The sequence below is a fragment of the Streptomyces sp. NPDC039480 genome, from assembly GCF_055597165.1.
Genome location: NZ_JBVITX010000011.1, coordinates 293,740 through 313,266, shown reverse-complemented (window position 1 = coordinate 313,266; position 19,527 = coordinate 293,740). Strand labels below are relative to the sequence as shown.

Below are 19,527 nucleotides of genomic sequence, written 5' to 3'. Positions count from 1 at the left end.
GGGCCTCATCCCGGGAAGCCGTTCTGCGTGCATCACCCCATAGAGGACTACGCGCTCATCGGCGATCTCCAGACCGCCGCCCTGGTCGGCAGGGACGGCTCGGTGGACTGGCTCTGCCTGCCCCGGTTCGACTCGGCCGCCTGCTTCGCCGCGCTGCTCGGCGACGAGGAGAACGGCCACTGGCGCATCGCGCCGAAGGACGCAGGCCCCTGCACCCGGCGCGCCTACCGGCCGGGCACCCTCGTGCTCGACTCGGAGTGGGAGACCCCGGACGGCACCGTCCGCGTCACCGACTTCATGCCGCAGCGCGACCGCGCCCCCGATGTCGTACGCATCGTCGAGGGGTTGACGGGCAAGGTGACGGTCCGCAGTACGCTCCGCCTCCGTTTCGACTACGGCTCGGTCGTGCCGTGGATGCGCAGGATCGACGGGCTCCGCGTGGCCGTCGCCGGCCCCGACGCGGTGTGGCTGCGCAGCGAACCCCAGGTCCGCACCTGGGGCGAGGGGTTCAGCACGCACTCCGAGTTCACGGTGGAGGCGGGCGAGAAGGTGGCCTTCGTCCTCACCTGGCATCCCTCGCACGAGCCGCGCCCCACCCTCGTCGAGCCCCATGAGGCGCTGCGCGACAGCCTCGCCGACTGGCGGGAGTGGACCGCCCGCTGCCGCTACGACGGGCCGCACCGCGACGCGGTCGTACGCTCCCTCATCACCCTCAAGGCACTCACCTACGCCCCGACCGGCGGCATCGTGGCCGCCCCCACCACATCCCTGCCCGAGGAGATCGGCGGCGTGCGCAACTGGGACTACCGCTACTCCTGGCTGCGCGACTCCACCCTCACCCTGGGCGCCCTGGTCGCGGCCGGCTATCTGGAGGAGGCCGAGGCGTGGCGCGACTGGCTGCTGCGCGCGGTCGCGGGCAACACCGCCGACCTCCAGATCATGTACGGGATATGCGGTGAGCGGCGGCTTCCGGAGCACGAGATCCCATGGCTGCCCGGGTACGAGGGCTCGGCCCCGGTGCGCATCGGCAACGACGCCGTGAACCAGCTGCAGCTCGACGTGTACGGCGAGGTCATCGACTCCCTCACGATGGCCCGCGCGAAGGGCCTCGCCCCTCGTCCGCACGCCTGGAACCTCCAGCGCTGCATGCTGGAGTTCCTCGAGGAGAAGTGGCGCGAACCGGACGAGGGCCTGTGGGAGGTCCGCGGCCCGCGGCGGCACTTCGTGCACTCGAAGGTGATGGCGTGGGTCGCCGCCGACCGGACCGTGCACGCCTTGGAGGAGGACCCCGGCCTTGCCGAGAATCTCGGAGACGTCGAGCGCTGGCGCAAGATGCGCGACGAGGTGCACCGGGAGGTGTGCGAGCGCGGGTACGACGCCGAGCGGAACACGTTCACGCAGTTCTACGGCTCCGCCGAGCTGGACGCCTCCCTGCTGCTCATCCCGCGCGTGGGGTTCCTGCCGCCGGACGATCCGCGCGTCGCCGGCACGGTGGACGCGATCCACCGGGAGCTGGGCGGCGACGGGTTCGTACGGCGCTACAGCTCGGACGAGCGCCGCATCGACGGGCTGCCGGGCGGCGAGGCCACCTTCCTCGCCTGCTCGTTCTGGCTCGCCGACGCGCTGCACATGACGGGCCGCACCAAGGAGGCGCGCGCGCTGTTCGACCGCCTGCTCGCGCTCCGCAACGACGTGGGGCTGCTCGCGGAGGAGTACGACCCCGCTTCCGGCCGGCAGCTGGGCAACTTCCCGCAGGCATTCAGCCACATCGGCCTGGTCAATACAGCCCTCGCGCTCTACGGGGCGGACGCGGGAGGATAGGGGCCATGGATCTTGGACTGAAGGACCGTGTCTACGTAGTCACCGGCGCCACCCGTGGCCTCGGCAACGCCACCGCCCGCGAACTGGTCGCGGACGGCGCGAAGGTCGTCGTCACCGGCCGCGACGAGAAGACGGTCGCCGAGGCGGCCGCCGAGCTCGGCCCGAACGCGGTGGGCGTGGCCGCCGACAACGCCGACCCCTCCGCAGCGGACACGCTGATCGCCGCGGCCCGTGAGCACTTCGGCGGCTTCGACGGCGTGCTGATCAGCGTCGGCGGGCCCGCGCCGGGCTTCGTCGCGGACAACACCGACGAGCAGTGGCAGGCGGCGTTCGAGGCGGTCTTCCTCGGCGCCGTGCGGCTCGCCCGCGCTGCGGCCGCGCGGCTCGGCGAGGGCGGCGTCATCGGCTTCGTGCTCTCCGGTTCGGTGTACGAGCCGATCGCGGGCCTGACGATCTCGAACGGTCTGCGGCCCGGGCTCGCCGGGTTCGCCAAGTCCCTCGCGGACGAGCTCGGTCCGCGGGGCATCCGCGTCGTCGGCGTGCTCCCGGGCCGGATCGGCACCGACCGCATGCGCCAGCTCGACGGCCTCTCCCCCGACCCGGCGGCCACCCGCGCCGCGAACGAGTCGACCATCCCCCTGCGCCGCTACGGCACCCCTGAGGAGTTCGGCCGCACTGCCGCCTTCCTGCTCTCCCCCGCCGCGTCCTACCTGACGGGCATCATGGTCCCGGTGGACGGCGGTGCCCGGGCGGGCTTCTGACCCGGGGCCGGTCAGTTCACGCGCTCCGCGTGGTGTTTGAGGGTCCGCAGGCGCACCGTCGTGGGCAGGCTCTTCAGGCCTGCCGAGTCGCGGGCGTGGGCCAGGGGCCGGGTGGAGAGGTCGTGGAGGACGTCGGCCGGGGCGGCGTGGGGGGCGAGGACCGCGTCCACACGGGCCTGCGGGGCGCTGCGCCGGCCGGTCAGGAGGGCGCGGGCGCGCTCGACCCCGTCCAGCGTCTCGGCCTCGGCGGCCAGCACGTTCTCCATGGCGCGGCCGCGCAGCAGCGCGCCCTCGCCGTCCCCGGTATCCACCAGGACCTCCGCGAGGCGGCGCCTGCGCAGCTGTGCGGAGAGCCACCACAGCGAGAGCAGGAGCAGCACGGCGAGGGCGGCGATGACCACGGGCCAGAACCATCCTTCGTCCCGCCACCGTGCCCGGTCGGCGGCGCTGACCAGCACGTCGTGCCGGCCGTCGTGGATCCACCACGACGGCGGCGACGCGCCGAGCCCGACGGCGAGCACGGAGCCGCCGAGGACGAGCAGCACGAGCCCGGCGAGGGCGAGGAGTACGCGGTTGACCGTGCGCAGCATCGCGCTCACGCCTTTCTGCCGGGCCGGGCCACACGGACGGAGAGGCCGGGAGTGCGCGCGAGGCCCAGCTCGCGGATGCCGTCGGCCATCGTGGCGTCCAGGTCGCCGCGCACGTCGTCGAGTTCGCGGAAGTGCGACACCGCGCGCACGTCCACCTTGGAGCGCTTCATGCGGACCCGCACGGACTGCACGCCGGGCACGTCCATGGCGCGGTCGCGCAGCGCCGTGGCGGCGGCGCCGCGGTACAGGCCCGCGCGCACGTCCGCATGGGTGCGCCGCATCGGCAGGAGGCCGCGCTGTCCGGGCGTCACGGCGAGCACGAGGAGCCAGAGCCCGACGAGGGCGGCCACGGCGGCCCCGGCGAGCACGGCGGTGTCGTCGAGCGGCCGCCGGCCGAGCTGGTGGGCCAGTTCGCGGCGCCAGTGCATCGCGGGGTGGTCGGCCCGGACGGCGACGACGTCGTAGAGGAGCAGCCCGGTGCCGCCGACGGCCAGCAGGGCGAGGAGGGCCGCGGGCACCCGTCGGCGCGACCAGAACCGGGAGGCCTTCTCGTCGCCGGAGAACGTGGGCGGCGGCTCATAGGCGGTCGCGGAGGCCGTCTGGTCGAGCTCGCCCTCCGACTGTTCGAGGACCGGCGTGGGCCGGGTGCCGCCCCCTTGGGGTTCGCTCATCGGATCCTCCCCTGTGCCGCCGCGCGTACCTGCGCCGAGTGCAGCCGCTCCACCTGGACGGCCACCTCGGGCACCTCCATCCCCGCCAACTCCCTTACCCGCTCGGCGACTTGGCGACGCACCGCACCGCACTGGGCGCCGATGTCGCAGGGGTAGTCCAGCTCGACGCTGACGCGGACGCGGGCGGACTCATGGCGGACGGAGACCGTGGCGCGCGGCGGCGAGCCGTCGGCCGGTACCGCGTCCACCGCCTCGCGCGCCGCCCGCGCGGCGATCTTCGCGACGACGCGGTCGGCGATCCGGGTCGCGCCGCGCTCGCCGGGTGCGACCTGTGCCGCCACCGCTCACCGCCGCCGGTCGCCGCGGCCGCGGAGGAAGTCGCCGGGCTCCAGGTCCCCCTCGAGGAACCGCCCGGCCACGAAGCCGATGGCGCCCAGGGCGGCCACCAGAAGGAACGCCCCGAATCCGCCGAAGTATCCGGCGAAGCCAAGAGCCATTCCGGCCACCATGCCGATCACGGCCATGCTCATCGTGCGCTCCTTTGGGTCGCTTGGCGGGACGTGCCTACTGCAGGCGTCCCTGCGGCTCTTCGTCTTCCTCGTCCGGCAGCTTCACATCGCTCACCGCGATGTTGACCTCGACGACCTCGAGCCCGGTCATGCGCTCGACGGCCGCGATCACGTTCTCCCGCACGTCCTGCGCGACGTCCGCGATGGATACGCCGTACTCGACGACGATCTCCAGGTCGAGCGCGGTCTGCACCTCGCCGACCTCGGCCTTCACACCGCGCGACACGGACTTCGAGCCGCCGGGCACCCGGTCGCGCACGGCGCCGAAGGTCCGCGCGAGGCCACCGCCCATCGCGTGCACGCCGTCCACGTCGCGCGCGGCGAGCCCGGCGATCTTCTCGACGACGCCGTCCGCGATGGTGGTGCGGCCCCGGCCGCCCGGGTCACCGCCGCCCCGGCCGGTCGCGGACTTCGCCGCGCTCTGCTTCGGGGAGTCCTTCTCCAGCGTCTGAGACGCGTTCCGCTGTCCGGTGTCGCTCATCGTCGTCCCGTTCCTTTCGAAAGGGGATCTGCTCCGTGGATTGCTGCTTCTCAGCTCACATTAAGCGCGGCCCCGCGCCCGCGCGCCCGGGATGCGGCAGGGTGGAGCCATGACGGGTGAGGGTTGGACCCAGGCGGTACGACGACAGCTGCGGCTCGGCCGGGTACTGCCGCTCGGCGGTGCGGCGGACGGCGCGTGGGTGGCGGAATCCGCGGCGGAGGGCGCGTTGCGCCAGATGGCTGACCGGGTCGCCGGGGTGCGTCTCGGCACGGTCCGTGTCGCGTCGGCCGATCCGGACAGGACGTATGTGGCGGCCGTGCCCGCGCCGCCGAGCGCGCTGCCGCCCGGGCCGCTGCGGATCACCGCGGAGTTCGCGGCCGTCGCGGGCGAGCCGCTGCCCGCGGCGGCGGACCGGCTGCGCGCCGCGCTGTCGGAGGCGGCGGCGGACCGGCTCGGCCTCCTGGTCGAGGAGGTGGACCTGAAGGTGGTGGCCCTGCTCGACGAGGGCACGGATTTCGGGGACAAGGGCAGGGGCTTCGACGACGTACGCCCTGAGAAGGAACCGCAGCGGCAGGGCGATGAGGCCGACGGCGGTGACGAGGCGCGTGCCGAGCGGGCCGCCCTGGCGGTGCCCGGGGTGGCCCGGCTGACCGGCATGCTCGGCGGGGCCGTGCACCTGGAGCAGCGCCCGGCGACGGACACGCTGCCGCGCCGCCACGCGCGCGTGGAGCTCGCGACGGACCGCGACCACCGCGCTCTGGACGTGGCGCTCGCGGTCCGCGCGGCGGTCGGTGCCGCCCTGCCGGACCACCCTTCGGTGGCAGTGCTCGTCACCGGGGTGGATTAGGACAGCTCAGCAGCGAGCTGGGTCAGGACATGAGGGAGCGCGGCGTCAGTCGCCGAGGCCCGCGAGGTCGCGCAGCCGACGCCCCTGCGCGGCACGCTCGGCGACGCGCTGCTCTTCGTAGGAGCGGCCGGTCGCGCCCTGCAGCAGCGCCTTGGTCTCGATGACGGCGTCACGCGGCGCGGCGACGAGCGCGGCGGCCAGGTCCTTGGCGGCGGCGTCGAGCTGGTCGGCGGGCACGACGAGGTTGGCGAGGCCCACCCGCTCGGCCTCGTCCGCGTGGACGAAACGGCCGGTGGCGCAGATCTCCAGGGCGCGGGCATAGCCGACGAGACCCACGAGCGGGTGGGTGCCGGTGAGGTCGGGGACGAGGCCCAGGCTGGTCTCGCGCATGGCGAACTGCACGTCGTCCGCCGCGATCCGCAGGTCGCAGGCGAGCGCGAGCTGGAAGCCGGCGCCGATGGCGTGGCCCTGGACGGCGGCGATGGACACGATGTCGCTCCGCCGCCACCAGGTGAAGGCCTCTTGGTACTCACTGATCGTGGCGTCGAGGACGCCGTCCTCACCGCGTGCGAGATCGATGAAGGACGGTTCGCCGTCGAAGCCCTCGGGCGTGAACGCCTGCCGGTCGAGGCCCGCGGAGAAGGACTTGCCCTCACCGCGCAGCACCACGACGCGGACACTGCCGGGCAGCAGCTGACCTGCCTCCGTCAACGCCCTCCACAGCGCGGGAGATTGGGCGTTGCGCTTGGCCGGATTGGTCAGCGTCACCGTGGCGACGGCCTCGTCGATGGTGAGGCGTACGCCGTCCTTGTCGAGAACCGGTGCGAGCTCGCTGTCGGACGAAGCCATGGGTGCCTCCGATGGGGTGCGGTCGGTCCGGACGCTCGGGAGCGCCCGTAAGTGACTGCACAGTAACCACCCGGTCGATCACGCGATCGACCGGGTGGCCACCGTCGGACCATGGGTACAGCGGGCCGCGCCTGCCGTCAGCCGGCGGCGGCCTTCTTGCCTCGCGTCGCCCCGCCGCGTCCCCGCAGCGTGACGCCGGACTCGCTGAGCATGCGGTGCACGAACCCGTACGAGCGGCCGGTCTCTTCGGCCAACGCCCGGATGCTCGCACCGCCGTCGTACTTCTTCTTCAGGTCTGCCGCGAGCTTGTCGCGCGCGGCGCCGGTAACCCGGCTGCCCTTCTTCAGAGTCTCGGCCACCCGTGCCTCCTCATGGGAAGTGCGCTCTGGACTTCTCATGATCACCCCTTCCGGGCTTCCTGGCCACCCATTCGACAAGGTCGGTACGGCGAGGTTTGCCGCTAGGGAAGGGCCCGCCACGAGCGGAATCCAGCATTCCGGGTGCTGGATTCGCTGCGCCCGGCCGAGCCGGACGATGAATCGCCAGGTCAGCGGGGTGCCGGGTGGGATGCCCGGCACCATGCCCGGACGGCGGCGAAATCCGTGTATGACACACCTCGGTACGAGGACGGCTCACACAGATGAGGGATCACCGATCGGCCGAATGATCCATACGCAGTGGATCAGTGGTTCGATCACGCGAAGTGGACGGCTCAGGCGAGGGCGACGAGGTCCGCGTAGTCCTGGCCCCACAGGTCCTCGACGCCGTCCGGCAGCAGGATGATCCGCTCCGGCTGCAGCGCCTCGACGGCGCCCTCGTCGTGCGTGACGAGGACGACCGCGCCCTTGTAGGTGCGCAGCGCGCCGAGGATCTCCGCGCGGCTCGCCGGGTCGAGGTTGTTGGTGGGCTCGTCCAGGAGGAGGACGTTGGCCGAGGAGACGACCAGGGTCGCGAGGGCGAGCCGGGTCTTCTCACCACCGGAGAGCACACCGGCGGGCTTGTCGACGTCGTCTCCGGAGAAGAGGAACGAGCCGAGCGTCTTGCGGACCTCGACCAGGTCGAGGTCGGGGGCGGCCGAGCGCATGTTCTCCAGGACCGTGCGCTCCGGGTCCAGGGTCTCGTGCTCCTGCGCGTAATAGCCGAGCTTGAGGCCGTGGCCCTCGATGACCTGCCCGGTGTCGGGCTTCTCGGCGCCGCCGAGGAGCCGCAGCAGGGTCGTCTTGCCCGCGCCGTTGAGGCCGAGGATGACGACGCGCGAGCCCTTGTCGATGGCGAGGTCGACGTCGGTGAAGATCTCCAGCGAGCCGTACGACTTCGAGAGGCCCTCCGCCATGAGCGGCGTCTTGCCGCACGGCGCGGGCTCGGGGAAGCGGAGCTTGGCGACCTTGTCGCTCTGGCGGACCTCGTCGAGGCCCGCGAGGAGCTTGTCGGCGCGGCGCGCCATGTTCTGCGCGGCGACGGTCTTGGTGGCCTTCGCGCGCATCTTGTCGGCCTGCGAGTGCAGGGCGGCGGCCTTCTTCTCGGCGTTCTGCCGCTCGCGCTTGCGGCGCTTCTCGTCGGACTCGCGCTGCTGCTGGTAGAGCTTCCAGCCCATGTTGTAGACGTCGATCGCGGAGCGGTTGGCGTCCAGGTAGAAGACCTTGTTGACGACCGTCTCGACTAGGTCGACGTCGTGGGAGATCACGATGAAGCCGCCGCGGTACGTCTTCAGGTAGTCGCGCAGCCAGACGATCGAGTCGGCGTCGAGGTGGTTGGTCGGCTCGTCGAGGAGGAGCGTGTCGGCGTCCGAGAAGAGGATGCGGGCCAGCTCGATGCGGCGGCGCTGACCACCGGAGAGCGTGTGCAGGGGCTGGCCGAGCACGCGGTCCGGGAGGTTGAGCGCGGCGGCGATGGTGGCGGCCTCGGCCTCGGCGGCGTACCCGCCCTTGGTGAGGAACTCCGTCTCCTGGCGCTCGTACTGCTTCATGGCCTTGTCGCGGGTGGAGCCCTGGCCGTTCGCGATGCGCTGTTCGTTCTCGCGCATCTTGCGGATCAGTACGTCGAGGCCGCGGGCGGAGAGGATCCGGTCGCGGGCCAGCACGTCGAGGTCGCCGGTGCGGGGGTCCTGGGGGAGATAGCCGACCTCTCCGGAGCGGGAGATCGTGCCGCCCGCGGGGACGCCCTCGCCCGCCAGACACTTGGTGAGGGTGGTCTTGCCCGCTCCATTGCGGCCGACGAGGCCGATGCGGTCGCCCTTCGCGATACGGAAGGAGGCGTTCTCGATGAGGATGCGGGCGCCGGCGCGCAGCTCGATGCCGGAAGCGGTGATCACGGGGGTACTCCTGAACAGAGTGGACGGCGAGTGGGACGACTGAGGTGCTCGGGACCGGTGTCTATGCCGTCCAACTGAGGAGAGGAGCTGCCATGGCAGCAAGTCTAACGGGCCGTCGCAACTAGTTTTCCGGGCCGCGGTCGCCGCCGGGGCCCCGGCCGAGATCGCCGTTGCCCAGCGGGGTGCGGCCGGGGACGATCCTGCCGTAGTCGTCCACCGCCATGACCTGGGCGGTCCAGGGGGCGGCCGGGCTCGCGCAGGGCTGGGCGATCAGGATCGCCTTGCCGCGGTGCACGGAGCGGGCCGGTTCGAAGGCGCAGCCGGGGCGGGCGGGCAGCACCCAGCGCAGGTCGCCGTCCGTGGTGCGGTAGGCGGCGATGCGGTGCGGGGTGACGACGGCCAGCATGCGGGCGCCGGGAGTGAGGGGCCGCAGGACGCCGGCGCCGCCGCGGGCGTCCGGGGTGCGCAGCCAGTCGGCGGCGGCGGGGATGGCGCGGTGCCAGCGCACGGAGCTGCCGTCGGCGCGTGCGGTGTCGGTGACGAGACCGTCGTTCCAGAGCGTGAAGGCGTGCCCCGGCGCGGGCAGGAGCGTGACGGGCCGGCGCCCCGTACGCGTGTACGACCACCGGAGGTCGCCGCTGTCCGTGTCGTACGCCTCGACGGCCGCTCCCCGCGTCCGCAGTCCGGGTTCGTCGGCGGAGGCGGGTGCGGCGTCCGTCACGCGCGCGTGGACGGTGAGGTGGTCTCCGAAGGGGACGGGCCGCGAGTGATGGGCGGCTGTGATGAGCGGCAGGGCCAGCAGGGCGAGGGCCACGGGCAGGGCGATGCGCGTGCCGCGACGGCCGGGGGCGAGGGGCTCGTCCCGCAGGCCGGGGGCGGGCCGCTCGTGCGGCGGGACGGGTGAGTCGAGCGGTGGAGCGGACATGTCGCCCCCTTCGGTACCACTGCTCACGGATCAGGCGCAGAGCGTAGCCGCGAGGGGGCGGGGCAGGCGCCGTGTGGCGGGGCGACACGGGGCGGGATGTGGTCCGTGTCGCCCGTTCGGCCCTCCGTCCGGCGCCGGGTGGGGGCCGGCGTATCAGGATGAAGTGGCCGGTGGTCCGGCGCGGGGCGGCGCAGGCCGCTCCGGATGCGGCAGAGGGGTGCGCCCATGCAGTTCGACGACGACGCCAACCTGGACACCTCGGAGGTGCGGGATGTGCGCGGCAGTCGGATCCCCGGCGGCCGGGCGACGGTGGGCGGCGGCGTCGCCGGGCTCATCGCCCTGCTCCTGGGGCTCTTCTTCGGAGTGGGCCCCGACCAGCTGGGGCTCTCCTCGGGCGACGAGGAGCCCGAGGCCTCGTCGTCCTCCGTCGCGCAGGTGCAGCAGAACTGCCGCACGGGACGGGACGCGAACAGCAAGGAGGACTGCCGCATCGTGGCGGTGGTCAACAGCCTCCAGGACTACTGGCGCCCCGAGTTCCAGCGCCGCAGGGCCGCCTACTCCCCCGCGCAGACCGTCCTGTTCACCAGCCGCGTGGGCACCGCCTGCGGCTCCGCGTCATCGGCGGTCGGCCCGTTCTACTGCCCCGGCGACCGGAAGGTCTATCTGGACCTGGGCTTCTTCGACGAGCTGCGGACCAAGTTCGGCTCCACCGGCGGGCCGTTCGCGCAGGCGTACGTCGTGGCCCACGAGTACGGGCACCACGTGCAGAACCTGACGGGGATCCTCCAGCGCTCCCAGGACGGGCGCACGGGCCGCGACAGCAACGCCGTGAAGGTCGAGCTGCAGGCCGACTGCTACGCCGGGGTCTGGGCGCGGCACGCGACGCGCAGCCCCGACGACCGCACGGGCAGGCCGCTGATCAGCAGCCTCGACGAGAACGACATCCGCGACGGCCTGGACGCGGCGGCCGCGGTGGGCGACGACCGCATCCAGGAGAAGTTCCAGGGCCGGGTCACCCCCGAGTCCTGGACGCACGGCTCGGCCGAGCAGCGCCAGCAGTGGTTCTACGAGGGCTACCGCACCGGCGACATGGGCCGGTGCGACACCTTCCGCTGACCCGGCGGCCCCGGCAGCACACCGATGAGGAGTGATCGACATGGCGGACGGCGACAGCGGGCGGCCGAGCATCTGCCCCACCCTGCTCTACGCCGACGCGAAAGCCGCGATCCGGCAGCTGACGGAGGCCTTCGGCTTCACCGAGGTGCAGGTGTACGAGGGCGAGGACGGCAGCGTCGCGCACGCCGAGCTGGCCCAGGGCAACGGTGTGGTGATGGTGGGCTCCAAGGGCACGGACAGCGCCTTCGACCGGGCGATGAGGGGCGCGGGGCCCTGCGGCGTGTACGTCGTCGTGGCCGATGTCGACGCCCACCACCGGCGGGCCCGTGAGCACGGCGCGGAGATCCTGCTGCCCCCGACCGACCAGGACTACGGCTCGCGGGACTACATGGCCCGGGACGCCGAGGGCAACGTGTGGAGCTTCGGCACGTACGCCCCGCGGACGGAGCCCGGGGCGAGTGCCTGAGCCTGTCTTCGCGGGCTACTCCCCGCCCGTGTGCACCTGGAAGGCGGCGCGGCGGACGGCCTTGGCGAGGGCCGGGTCGGGGTGGGCGGCGGCGAGGGCGACCAGGACCTGCACGGTGCGGGGGTGTCCGACGCGGCGCACCTCGTCGAGGAGTGCGGGCACGGTGGGCTGGACGGCCGACTCCAGGTGGCGGACGAGGAGTTGGGCCTCGCCGTGGTCCGCGACGGCCGCCGCGGTGTCGACCCACAGCCAGGTGGTCTCCTCGCGGGTCAGCACGAGGTGGACGTCCTCGGGGTCGGCGCCCTCCTGCTCGGCGAGCCAGAGCAGGGCGTAGGGCCGCAACGGGGTCTCGTCGACGACGGCCCTGACCTCCGCCTCGGCCGGGGCGCCGACCACGCGGAGCGCCTCGAAGGCGAGGCCGCGCAGCAGGGCGTCCTCGCCGCGGGCCGCGGTGAGGAGGTCGGTGACGGCGCTGCCGACGGTGCGGGCGGCCAGCCAGGCGCGGTACTCGGCGCGGGCCGCGTTGGGGCGCAGGCGCGCGCAGCCGCGCAGCATGTCCTCGGCGGACTGTTCGATGTGCCCGGCCGGGCTCTGCGCGGCGACGCAGATCTGCTCCAGCTTGACCCAGACCGCCCAGCTGCCGAGCGGGGTGAGCGTGGCCTGCCCGTCGGCGTAGGTGAGCGCGCCGACGGCGGCGAGGCCGTGCAGCGCCCAGTCGAGGAGAGCAGGCAGCGGGGCCTCGTCCTCGGGGCTCTCGGCCGGGGCTGCGGTCTCGGGCTGCGGCTGGGGTCCGTACGGGATCTCGCAGCGTTCGGTGCGCAGTTCGGTGACCCGCTGGTCCAGGAGGTCGAGGAGTTGCGGCACGGGGACGGGGCCCGCGGACAGCTGGAGGAAGGAGAGGACCTGCGGCATGGCCTCGACGGTCTCGGCGACGGCCGCGGGGGGCAGGTCGTCCGGTGCCGGGTGGGCCAGCGACCAGGCGTCGAAGAGGGCGACCCAGCCGCGCAGCACGGCGGTGTCGTCGCGGTTCCAGGCCCGCAGGCGCCAGCCGGGGCGTGCGCTGTCGCCGTGCACCTCGATGAGGCCCGCGAGGCGAGCGGTGTCCCAGTCGGCGCGGACCTGACCGGGGGTCAGTCCCAGGTCGGCGGCGGCCCGTTCGGCGGTGGCGTCGGAGAGCGTGCCCTTGCCGTCGGGCGCCGCGCCGGTGCGGCCGGGTCCCGGACGGAGGGCGGCGTCGGCCCAGCGGGCGACCCGGGCGGCGTCGGCGAGGCCGGCGCGGGCGCTGCGGGCCAGCTCGGCGGGGGCGGGCGTGCCCTCGGGGGGCCGGGGCGCGGGGCGGCGCGTGCGGCGGTTGCTCATCGCGCCGGGCGCGGCGGAGAGGGGTCGTGTCGCGTCGCGCCGGGCCTCTCCTCGCTCTTCGGCCCTCGGGCGGGGCGCGCGGACAAGTCGGAGCCTGGAGTCGCGCGGGGTACGGGACGTCACGGGTGCAGTCTTCCTGTTGACGGTCCGAAAACCCAAACGGAATGACGGCGCAGCGTCACAGCAGGGGGGTGAGGAAGCGGCGCAGCACCTCTTCGTAGCCCACGGGGTCGGCATTCCACATGGCGCCGTGCGGCGCGTCGGGAACCGGGTGCAACGTGACCAGGTCCGGGCGCTGTTCGGCCAGCCTGCGGGAGAAGGCCCAGGGTGCGACGGCGTCGTCGGGGCCGTGCACGACCAGGGTCGGCACCCGCAGCGCCGCGGGGTCCGCAGCGGCGGGCAGCCGGTCGCCGCGCAGCCCCGTGCGGCCTTGGGCCGCACGGACCGCAAGCGGAAGGAGGGGCCCGGGGGTGCGCCGGGCGCCGGCGAGGGCGCGCAGGGTGGTTTCCCAGTTCAGTACCGGTGAGTCGAGGACGAGGCCGCCGACGCGGTCGCGCAGCGCCGAGTGCCCCGCGGCGTGCAGGCACATGGCGGCGCCGGTGGACCAGCCGTGCAGGACGACCCGCTCGGCGCCGTGGCGCACGGCGTGGCGGATGGCGGCGTCCAGGTCGCGCCACTCCGTCTCGCCGAGGTGGCCGAGGCCGTCCGGGGAGCGGGGCGCGCCGGGGTCGCCGCGGTAGGCGAGGTCGAGGACGGGGACCCGCAGGCGGTGCAGGAAGTCCATGACGACCATGGGGTGTTCGCGGGTGGTGCCGAGGCCGTGGACGGTGATGACCCAGGTGTCCCGGGCGCCGGACACGAACCAGGCGGGCAGGGCGCCGAGCTCGCCGGCGATGTCGACGTCCGTGTGGTCGAGGCCGAGCGCGGTGCGCGGGTCCCCGATGTGGACCTGCGGGGTGAGCCAGACGCGGTCGCCGGGTTCCAGGGAGCCGCGGGTGACGGCTTCGAGGCGGCGTACGACCGTGTCGGCCTCGTGGGGGGCGGACTCCAGGACGGGGCCGACGATCGCGTGGGTGCCGGGGCCGCTCAGGCCGTACGTGCCGGGGCGGCGGCTGGCGAGGGCGCGGGTCAGGCCGACCTGGCCTGCGGCCGTGGCGTGCACGGTGAGGCGGGGCTCGGTCGGCAGAGGGCGGCCCGGGGGCGCCTTGAGGGCGGCGTCGCTGGCGAAACGGCCCGCCGCGATGGCGGCCGCGGCCGCCCCCAGGGCGGCTGTTACTGCGGTGACGGCCGCTGCCGTCGCTTTGGCTGGGCGCACGGGTCCAGTGTCCGGGGCCGAGGGCTCCGGGGCCAGTGGGCGATGCCTCCGGAGTGACGTGCCCGGTCAGTCCCCGGGCTGACCGTAGCCCCGCAGTTTGTCCTGTGCTGCGCGCAGCTGGTCCGGGGAGAGGAGCGTCGGTGTGTGGCCGGGGACCGCGGCGGCCGTGAGCCAGAGGCGGGACATCCACTCCAGCTGGGCGGTGCGGTCGTACGCCTGGGAGAGGTCGTCTCCGTAGGTGACCGTTCCGTGGTTCTGGAGGAGGCAGCCCGTGCGGTCGCGCAGGGCGCGGAGCATGTGCCCGGCCAGCTCGTCGGTGCCGTACAGGGCGTAGGGCGCGACGCGGACGGGGCCGCCGAGTGCGCCGGTCATGTAGTGGACCGCCGGGAGCTCGGGGACCAGCATCGAGACGGCCGTGGCGTGCACCGCGTGGGTGTGGACGACGGCGCCCGCGTCGGTGTCGCGGTAGATCGCGAGGTGCATGGGGAGTTCGCTGGTCGGCGCGAGATCGCCGAGGACTTGCCGTCCTTCGAGGTCGACGCCGACCGCGTCCTCGGGCCGCAGCCGGTCGTACGGGACCCCGCTCGGGGTGACGAGGACGGTCCCGCCGACGCGTACGGAGACGTTGCCCGAGGTGCCGACGACCAGGCCGTCCTCCACCGTCCTGCGGGCCGTGAGGACCAGCTCGGCCCAGGCTTTCCGGACGGCGTCGCGCGCCGCGTCCCCACCCTCGTCGTGCCGCTGCTCAGTCATGCGGCGATCCTGCCAGCCGGGCGATTCCGGTTACCGGCGGCCCTCGGCGTGATCAGGATCTCTTCGGGAGGTCGCGGGGCCGGTGGGGGCGGGTCGCGCGGGGGTCGCCGCCGGATGGCGGAGCGCAACACTCCGCCCAGTTTGCGGGCTTCCTGCCCCCGATCCGTACGATCGTCATCGGACACCTGGTCGATACGGAGCGATGGCACTCCACTTCGGGTCACCGCACCGCCCGTCCCAGTTCACTTTCCGTTCACCCAGGTTGCCTACGTTCCACATGCCACTGACGTCCAACAGAAGCCTGGGTAAATGGAACACATCACGCTTCTCCTCGGGATCGTGATCGTCACCGCTCTCGTGTTCGATTTCACGAACGGTTTCCACGACACTGCCAACGCGATGGCGACGACCATCTCGACCGGCGCTCTCAAGCCCAAGACGGCGGTGGCCATGTCCGCCGTGCTCAACCTCGTCGGAGCCTTCCTCTCCGTCGAAGTCGCCAAGACGATCTCCGGCGGCATCGTCAACGAGGACGGCCTGAAAACCGAGGTCATCTTCGCCGCGCTCGTCGGCGCGATTCTCTGGAATCTCCTGACCTGGCTGGTGGGCCTGCCCTCCAGCTCCTCCCACGCCCTCTTCGGCGGCCTCATCGGCGCCGCGGTCATGTCGATGGGCTGGTCGTCGATCGACGGCGGCACCGTCGTCACCAAGATCCTGATCCCGGCCCTCGCCGCGCCGCTCGTGGCGGGTCTCGCCGCGACGCTGGCCACGCGCCTGACGTACCGGATCGGCCGCAACACCGACACCAAGGCCACCGCGAAGGGCTACCGCGCGGGCCAGATCGCCTCCGCGGGCCTGGTCTCGCTGGCCCACGGCACGAACGACGCGCAGAAGACCATGGGCATCATCACGCTCGCCCTGGTCACCGGCGGCGTCCTGAACCCCGGCGCGAACCCCCCGATGTGGGTCATCGTCTCGGCCGGTGTGGCCATCGCCCTCGGTACGTACCTCGGCGGCTGGCGCATCATCCGCACCATGGGCAAGGGCCTCACCGACCTCCAGCCGCAGCAGGGCTTCGCCGCCCAGACCAGCGCCGCGACGGTCATCCTGGCCTCCTCCCACCTGGGCTTCTCGCTCTCCACCACCCAGTCCTGCTCCGGCGCCGTGATGGGCGCGGGCCTCGGCCGCAAGGGCGGCGTGGTCCGCTGGTCGACCGCGACCCGGATGTTCGTCGCCTGGGGTCTGACGCTGCCGGCCGCCGGCCTGGTCGGCGCGGGCGCCGAGTTCCTCACCAAGCAGGGCCCCTGGGGCGTCGCGGTCACCGCCGCGCTCCTGGTCGCCGGCTCGGCCGTCATCTGGGCGCTCTCGCGGCGCAACGCCGTCGACCACACCAACGTCACCGACGACGAGATCCGTCACGACGGCGCCACCGGTGCCGAGCCCGCGGGCGTCGTGACCACCGCGATCGCCGCCGTCACCCCGCCCCCGACGGGCGCGATGGCCGCCTCGACCGGCCCCGACGAGGCCGTCAAGGCCACCGTCACGGCCCCGACCACCACCACGACCGGTGCCATGGCGGAACCCGCCAGGACCGCGACGGTATAAGGACAGATCACCATGAGCATCGACTGGGCAGCTCTCGGCTCCGTCTTCGGAGTCAGCCTCGCGGTGACGGTGGCCCTGGTGGGCCTGTTCACCCTCGGCGTCGTCGGCCTCTCCAAGCAGGAGACGGCGGCCGCATCGGACGGCGGTTCCGCGGCCATGGCGCGCACCGGCGCGTACGCCTGCTTCGCGCTGTGCGCGGCGGCCGTGGCGTACGGGATCTATCTGATCGTCGCCTGACAGCGGAGTTCCCCGGTGGGGCGCGGAGCGTGCGGAACGCTTCGCGCCCCACCGGCGTGTGTGGGCCCCAACACACTCTCCCGCCGCAGGTCAACGGCGAGTTGACGGGCATTCGCGGGGCGTGGTGGACTGCCGGGGCCAACTACGGCGGCAGAAGAGGAAGCCGGTGCGAATCCGGCGCGGTCCCGCCACTGTCACCGGGGAGCGACGCTCCCCGTGAGCCAGGAACTCTCGCCGCCGATCACGTCGAACCAGGGCGCGGACACCCTGAGTGAGGACATATCGCCATGCGCGGCCGCCCGTTGCCGGTTCCTTCCCTGAGTACGAGTTCCCTCCTCAGTGCAGCGACGGGCTGAGCCCATGAGTGCCGATCGCGACTTCGCGTACGGCGCCGCCGCCGGACTCCTCGGTGACCTGCTGCTCGGCGATCCGCGCCGGGGCCATCCGGTCGCCGCGTTCGGACGTGCCGCGGGCGCCGTCGAGCGGATGCTGTGGCGTGACCACCGCGGGTGGGGCGCGCTGCACGCCGTGGTGTGCGCCGGGGGCGCGGCGGGCGCCGCAGCCCTCGCCTCTTCTCTCGTACGCCGGTCACGCGCCGGTTCGGTGGCGCTGACCGCCGCCGCGACCTGGGCCGTGGTCGGCGGCACCTCCCTCGGCCGTGAGGCGCGGGCCGTCGGCGGGGCGCTGGAGGCCGACGACATCGAGGTCGCGCGGGAGCGGCTGCCGCATCTGTGCGGGCGCGACCCGCAGGCGCTGGACGCCGACGGCGTCGCACGGGCCGTCGTGGAGTCCGTTGCCGAGAACACGTCCGACGCGGTGGTGGGGGCGCTCGTGTGGGGCGCCATCGGCGGGGTGCCGGGGCTCGTCGCCTTCCGCGCCGTGAACACGCTGGACGCGATGGTCGGCCACAAGTCGTCGAGGTACCGGCGTTACGGGTGGGCCTCGGCCCGTCTCGACGACGTCTTCGGGTGGCCGGGGGCGCGGCTCACCGCCGCGCTGGCCGTGCTGGCGGGGGACTCGCCGTCGGGGGCGGTCAAGGCGTGGCGTTCCGACGCCGCGCAGCACCCCAGTCCCAACGCGGGGCCCGTCGAGGCCGCCTTCGCGGGGGCGTTGGGCGTGCGGCTCGGGGGGACCCTCTCGTACGCGGGGCGGGTCGAGCACCGGCCCGTCCTGAACGGGTCGGGGCGGGACGTGCGGGTGGCGGACATCGAGCGGGCCGTGAAGCTGTCCCGGCGCGTGAGCTGGCTGGCACTGGGAGTCGCGGTGACGGCCCGCCGGGCGCTGCGGTCGGCGAAGTCGAGGAGAGACGTATGAGTGGCGGGTTGCTCGTCGCGGGGACCACATCGGACGCGGGGAAGAGCGTCGTCACCGCCGGCATCTGCCGGTGGCTGACCCGCAAGGGCGTGTCCGTCGCGCCGTTCAAGGCGCAGAACATGTCCCTGAACTCCTTCGTCACGCGCGAGGGTGCCGAGATCGGGCGCGCGCAGGCCATGCAGGCGCAGGCCGCCCGCGTCGAGCCGAGCGCGCTGATGAACCCGGTGCTGCTCAAGCCGGGCGGCGATCGCTCCAGCCAGGTCGTGCTCATGGGCAAGCCGGTGGGTGAGATGAGTGCGCGTGGCTACCACGGGGGGCGGCAGGCCGCGCTGCTCGACACCGTCGTGGGATGCCTGGAGGAGCTGCGGGGCAGCTATGACGCCGTGATCTGTGAGGGCGCGGGCAGTCCCGCCGAGATCAATCTGCGGCGCACCGACATCGTGAACATGGGCATCGCGCGCGCCGCCCGCTTCCCCGTCCTGGTGGTCGGTGACATCGACCGGGGCGGGGTGTTCGCGTCGTTCTTCGGGACGACGGCGCTGCTGAGCGCGGCGGACCAGGAGCTCGTCGCCGGGTATCTGGTGAACAAGTTCCGCGGGGACGTCTCCCTCCTCGAACCGGGGCTCGACATGCTGCTCGGTCTGACCGGGCGGCGCACGTACGGCGTGCTGCCGTTCCAGCACGGGCTCGGCATCGACGAGGAGGACGGCCTGCGGGTCTCCCTGCGGGGCGCGGTGCGGGAGTCCGTGGTGGCGCCGCCGGTCGGCGAGGACGTGCTGCGGGTCGCCGTGTGCGCGGTGCCGCTGATGTCCAACTTCACGGATGTGGACGCGCTGGCCGCCGAGCCGGGCGTCGTCGTGCGGTTCGTGGACCGGGCGGAGGAGCTCGTCGACGCGGACCTCGTGGTCGTACCGGGCACGCGCGGCACGGTGAAGGCGCTGCGGTGGCTGCGTGAGCGCGGCCTCGCGGACGCCCTCGCGCGGCGGGCCGCCGAGGGGCGGCCGGTGCTCGGCATCTGCGGCGGCTTCCAGGTCCTCGGCGAGCACATCGAGGACGACGTGGAGTCGCGGGCCGGGTCCGTCGACGGGCTCGGGCTGCTGCCGGTGCGGGTGCGGTTCGCCCGTGAGAAGACGCTCGCGCGGCCGGTGGGCGAGGCCCTCGGGGAGGCGGTCGAGGGGTACGAGATCCATCACGGCGTGGCCGAGGTGGCGGGCGGGGAGCCGTTCCTGGACGGCTGCCGGGTCGGCGAGGTGTGGGGCACGCACTGGCACGGGTCGCTGGAGAGCGACGCGTTCCGCCGCCGGTTCCTCACCGAGGTCGCCCGCGCGGCGGGCCGCCGCTTCGTGCCCGCCCCCGACACCAGTTTCGGCACGCTGCGGGAGGAACAGCTCGACCTGCTCGGCGACCTGATCGAAGAACACGCGGACACGGACGCACTGTGGGGCCTGATCGAGAACGGCGCGCCGGCAGGCCTGCCGTTCATCGCGCCGGGTGCGCCGTCATGAGCGCCCGCGCAACGGCTCTCGTAAGCGCCGCC

At 73.5% G+C, this 19,527-nt stretch carries 21 protein-coding genes and 1 riboswitch; of the genes, 9 read left to right on the top strand and 12 right to left on the bottom strand.

Annotated elements, in window-relative coordinates:
• Nucleotides 1–27 precede the first annotated feature (27 nt).
• Nucleotides 28–1,821 (top strand): glycoside hydrolase family 15 protein, encoded by a 1,794-nt coding sequence (locus ACZ56E_RS31280; RefSeq protein ID WP_471219266.1) that lies wholly within the window; start codon nt 28–30, stop codon nt 1,819–1,821.
• A 5-nt stretch (nt 1,822–1,826) separates the two neighbouring features.
• Nucleotides 1,827–2,582, top strand: coding sequence for an SDR family oxidoreductase (locus ACZ56E_RS31275; RefSeq protein ID WP_471219264.1), 756 nt, complete (start codon nt 1,827–1,829; stop codon nt 2,580–2,582).
• A gap of 11 nt (nt 2,583–2,593) precedes the next feature.
• On the opposite strand, the gene amaP is transcribed toward ACZ56E_RS31275, so the two are convergent.
• From amaP to ACZ56E_RS31250, 5 genes are read right to left on the bottom strand one after another with little or no spacing between them, the layout of a single operon-like run.
• Nucleotides 2,594–3,181, bottom strand: coding sequence for an alkaline shock response membrane anchor protein AmaP (gene amaP, locus ACZ56E_RS31270; RefSeq protein ID WP_468609414.1), 588 nt, complete (start codon nt 3,179–3,181; stop codon nt 2,594–2,596).
• Nucleotides 3,178–3,843, bottom strand: a complete 666-nt coding sequence (locus ACZ56E_RS31265; RefSeq protein ID WP_471219262.1) for a DUF6286 domain-containing protein — start codon at nt 3,841–3,843, stop codon at nt 3,178–3,180. Before ACZ56E_RS31265 ends, amaP begins: the two co-directional genes overlap by 4 nt.
• On the bottom strand, nt 3,840–4,184 hold the full coding sequence (locus ACZ56E_RS31260; protein ID WP_468609418.1) for an Asp23/Gls24 family envelope stress response protein: 345 nt from the start codon (nt 4,182–4,184) through the stop codon (nt 3,840–3,842). The genes ACZ56E_RS31265 and ACZ56E_RS31260 overlap by 4 nt, the downstream gene beginning before the upstream one ends.
• A 3-nt stretch (nt 4,185–4,187) precedes the next feature.
• Entirely contained in the window at nt 4,188–4,373 is a 186-nt protein-coding gene (locus tag ACZ56E_RS31255; RefSeq protein WP_468609420.1) for a hypothetical protein, read from the bottom strand.
• Nucleotides 4,374–4,407: 34 nt separating this feature from the next.
• A complete protein-coding gene (locus ACZ56E_RS31250) occupies nt 4,408–4,893 on the bottom strand; it encodes an Asp23/Gls24 family envelope stress response protein (protein WP_468609422.1) in 486 nt (161 codons plus the stop codon).
• A gap of 109 nt (nt 4,894–5,002) precedes the next feature.
• On the opposite strand from ACZ56E_RS31250, the gene ACZ56E_RS31245 reads away from it, so the two are divergent.
• A complete protein-coding gene (locus ACZ56E_RS31245; protein WP_471219260.1) occupies nt 5,003–5,740 on the top strand; it encodes a nucleopolyhedrovirus P10 family protein in 738 nt (245 codons plus the stop codon).
• Nucleotides 5,741–5,785: 45 nt separating this feature from the next.
• On the opposite strand, the gene ACZ56E_RS31240 is transcribed toward ACZ56E_RS31245, so the two are convergent.
• The 4 genes from ACZ56E_RS31240 to ACZ56E_RS31225 form a co-directional block, all read right to left on the bottom strand.
• A complete protein-coding gene (locus ACZ56E_RS31240) occupies nt 5,786–6,589 on the bottom strand; it encodes an enoyl-CoA hydratase/isomerase family protein (RefSeq protein ID WP_468327806.1) in 804 nt (267 codons plus the stop codon).
• Between the two features lie 137 nt (nt 6,590–6,726).
• Nucleotides 6,727–6,948 carry a helix-turn-helix domain-containing protein gene (locus ACZ56E_RS31235; protein WP_055550175.1) on the bottom strand — a complete coding sequence of 74 codons (222 nt, stop codon included), beginning with the start codon at nt 6,946–6,948 and terminating at the stop codon, nt 6,727–6,729.
• A 353-nt stretch (nt 6,949–7,301) separates the two neighbouring features.
• Nucleotides 7,302–8,900, bottom strand: coding sequence for an ABC-F family ATP-binding cassette domain-containing protein (locus ACZ56E_RS31230; RefSeq protein ID WP_398307699.1), 1,599 nt, complete (start codon nt 8,898–8,900; stop codon nt 7,302–7,304).
• A 121-nt stretch (nt 8,901–9,021) separates the two neighbouring features.
• Nucleotides 9,022–9,825, bottom strand: a complete 804-nt coding sequence (locus ACZ56E_RS31225) for a PQQ-binding-like beta-propeller repeat protein (protein ID WP_471219258.1) — start codon at nt 9,823–9,825, stop codon at nt 9,022–9,024.
• A 225-nt stretch (nt 9,826–10,050) separates the two neighbouring features.
• Here ACZ56E_RS31225 and ypfJ point away from each other — a divergent pair, with 225 nt between their 5' ends.
• Entirely contained in the window at nt 10,051–10,941 is an 891-nt protein-coding gene (gene ypfJ / locus ACZ56E_RS31220) for a KPN_02809 family neutral zinc metallopeptidase (RefSeq protein ID WP_471219256.1), read from the top strand.
• Between the two features lie 40 nt (nt 10,942–10,981).
• Complete coding sequence (locus tag ACZ56E_RS31215) at nt 10,982–11,407, top strand: VOC family protein (RefSeq protein WP_468609432.1); 426 nt, start codon at nt 10,982–10,984, stop codon at nt 11,405–11,407.
• Between the two features lie 15 nt (nt 11,408–11,422).
• Here the strand turns inward: ACZ56E_RS31215 and ACZ56E_RS31210 are convergent, their stop codons facing one another.
• The 3 genes from ACZ56E_RS31210 to ACZ56E_RS31200 form a co-directional block, all read right to left on the bottom strand.
• Complete coding sequence (locus tag ACZ56E_RS31210) at nt 11,423–12,889, bottom strand: hypothetical protein (protein WP_471219253.1); 1,467 nt, start codon at nt 12,887–12,889, stop codon at nt 11,423–11,425.
• A gap of 55 nt (nt 12,890–12,944) precedes the next feature.
• On the bottom strand, nt 12,945–14,081 hold the full coding sequence (locus tag ACZ56E_RS31205; protein WP_471219251.1) for an alpha/beta hydrolase family protein: 1,137 nt from the start codon (nt 14,079–14,081) through the stop codon (nt 12,945–12,947).
• 66 nt (nt 14,082–14,147) lie between these two features.
• Nucleotides 14,148–14,834 carry a class II aldolase/adducin family protein gene (locus tag ACZ56E_RS31200; RefSeq protein WP_471219249.1) on the bottom strand — a complete coding sequence of 229 codons (687 nt, stop codon included), beginning with the start codon at nt 14,832–14,834 and terminating at the stop codon, nt 14,148–14,150.
• A 309-nt stretch (nt 14,835–15,143) separates the two neighbouring features.
• Here ACZ56E_RS31200 and ACZ56E_RS31195 point away from each other — a divergent pair, with 309 nt between their 5' ends.
• From ACZ56E_RS31195 to ACZ56E_RS31180, 4 genes are all read left to right on the top strand, one after another.
• Nucleotides 15,144–16,439, top strand: coding sequence for an inorganic phosphate transporter (locus ACZ56E_RS31195; RefSeq protein ID WP_471219247.1), 1,296 nt, complete (start codon nt 15,144–15,146; stop codon nt 16,437–16,439).
• 12 nt (nt 16,440–16,451) lie between these two features.
• The gene (locus ACZ56E_RS31190; protein ID WP_398307685.1) at nt 16,452–16,676 is read left to right on the top strand and encodes a hypothetical protein; all 225 of its coding nucleotides are present in this window, start codon (nt 16,452–16,454) and stop codon (nt 16,674–16,676) included.
• Between the two features lie 108 nt (nt 16,677–16,784).
• A riboswitch (cobalamin riboswitch) is annotated at nt 16,785–16,929 on the top strand.
• A gap of 107 nt (nt 16,930–17,036) precedes the next feature.
• The gene (locus tag ACZ56E_RS31185; protein ID WP_471219245.1) at nt 17,037–17,990 is read left to right on the top strand and encodes a cobalamin biosynthesis protein; all 954 of its coding nucleotides are present in this window, start codon (nt 17,037–17,039) and stop codon (nt 17,988–17,990) included.
• Nucleotides 17,987–19,495 (top strand): cobyric acid synthase, encoded by a 1,509-nt coding sequence (locus tag ACZ56E_RS31180; protein WP_471219243.1) that lies wholly within the window; start codon nt 17,987–17,989, stop codon nt 19,493–19,495. The genes ACZ56E_RS31185 and ACZ56E_RS31180 overlap by 4 nt, the downstream gene beginning before the upstream one ends.
• Nucleotides 19,496–19,527: the final 32 nt, after the last annotated feature.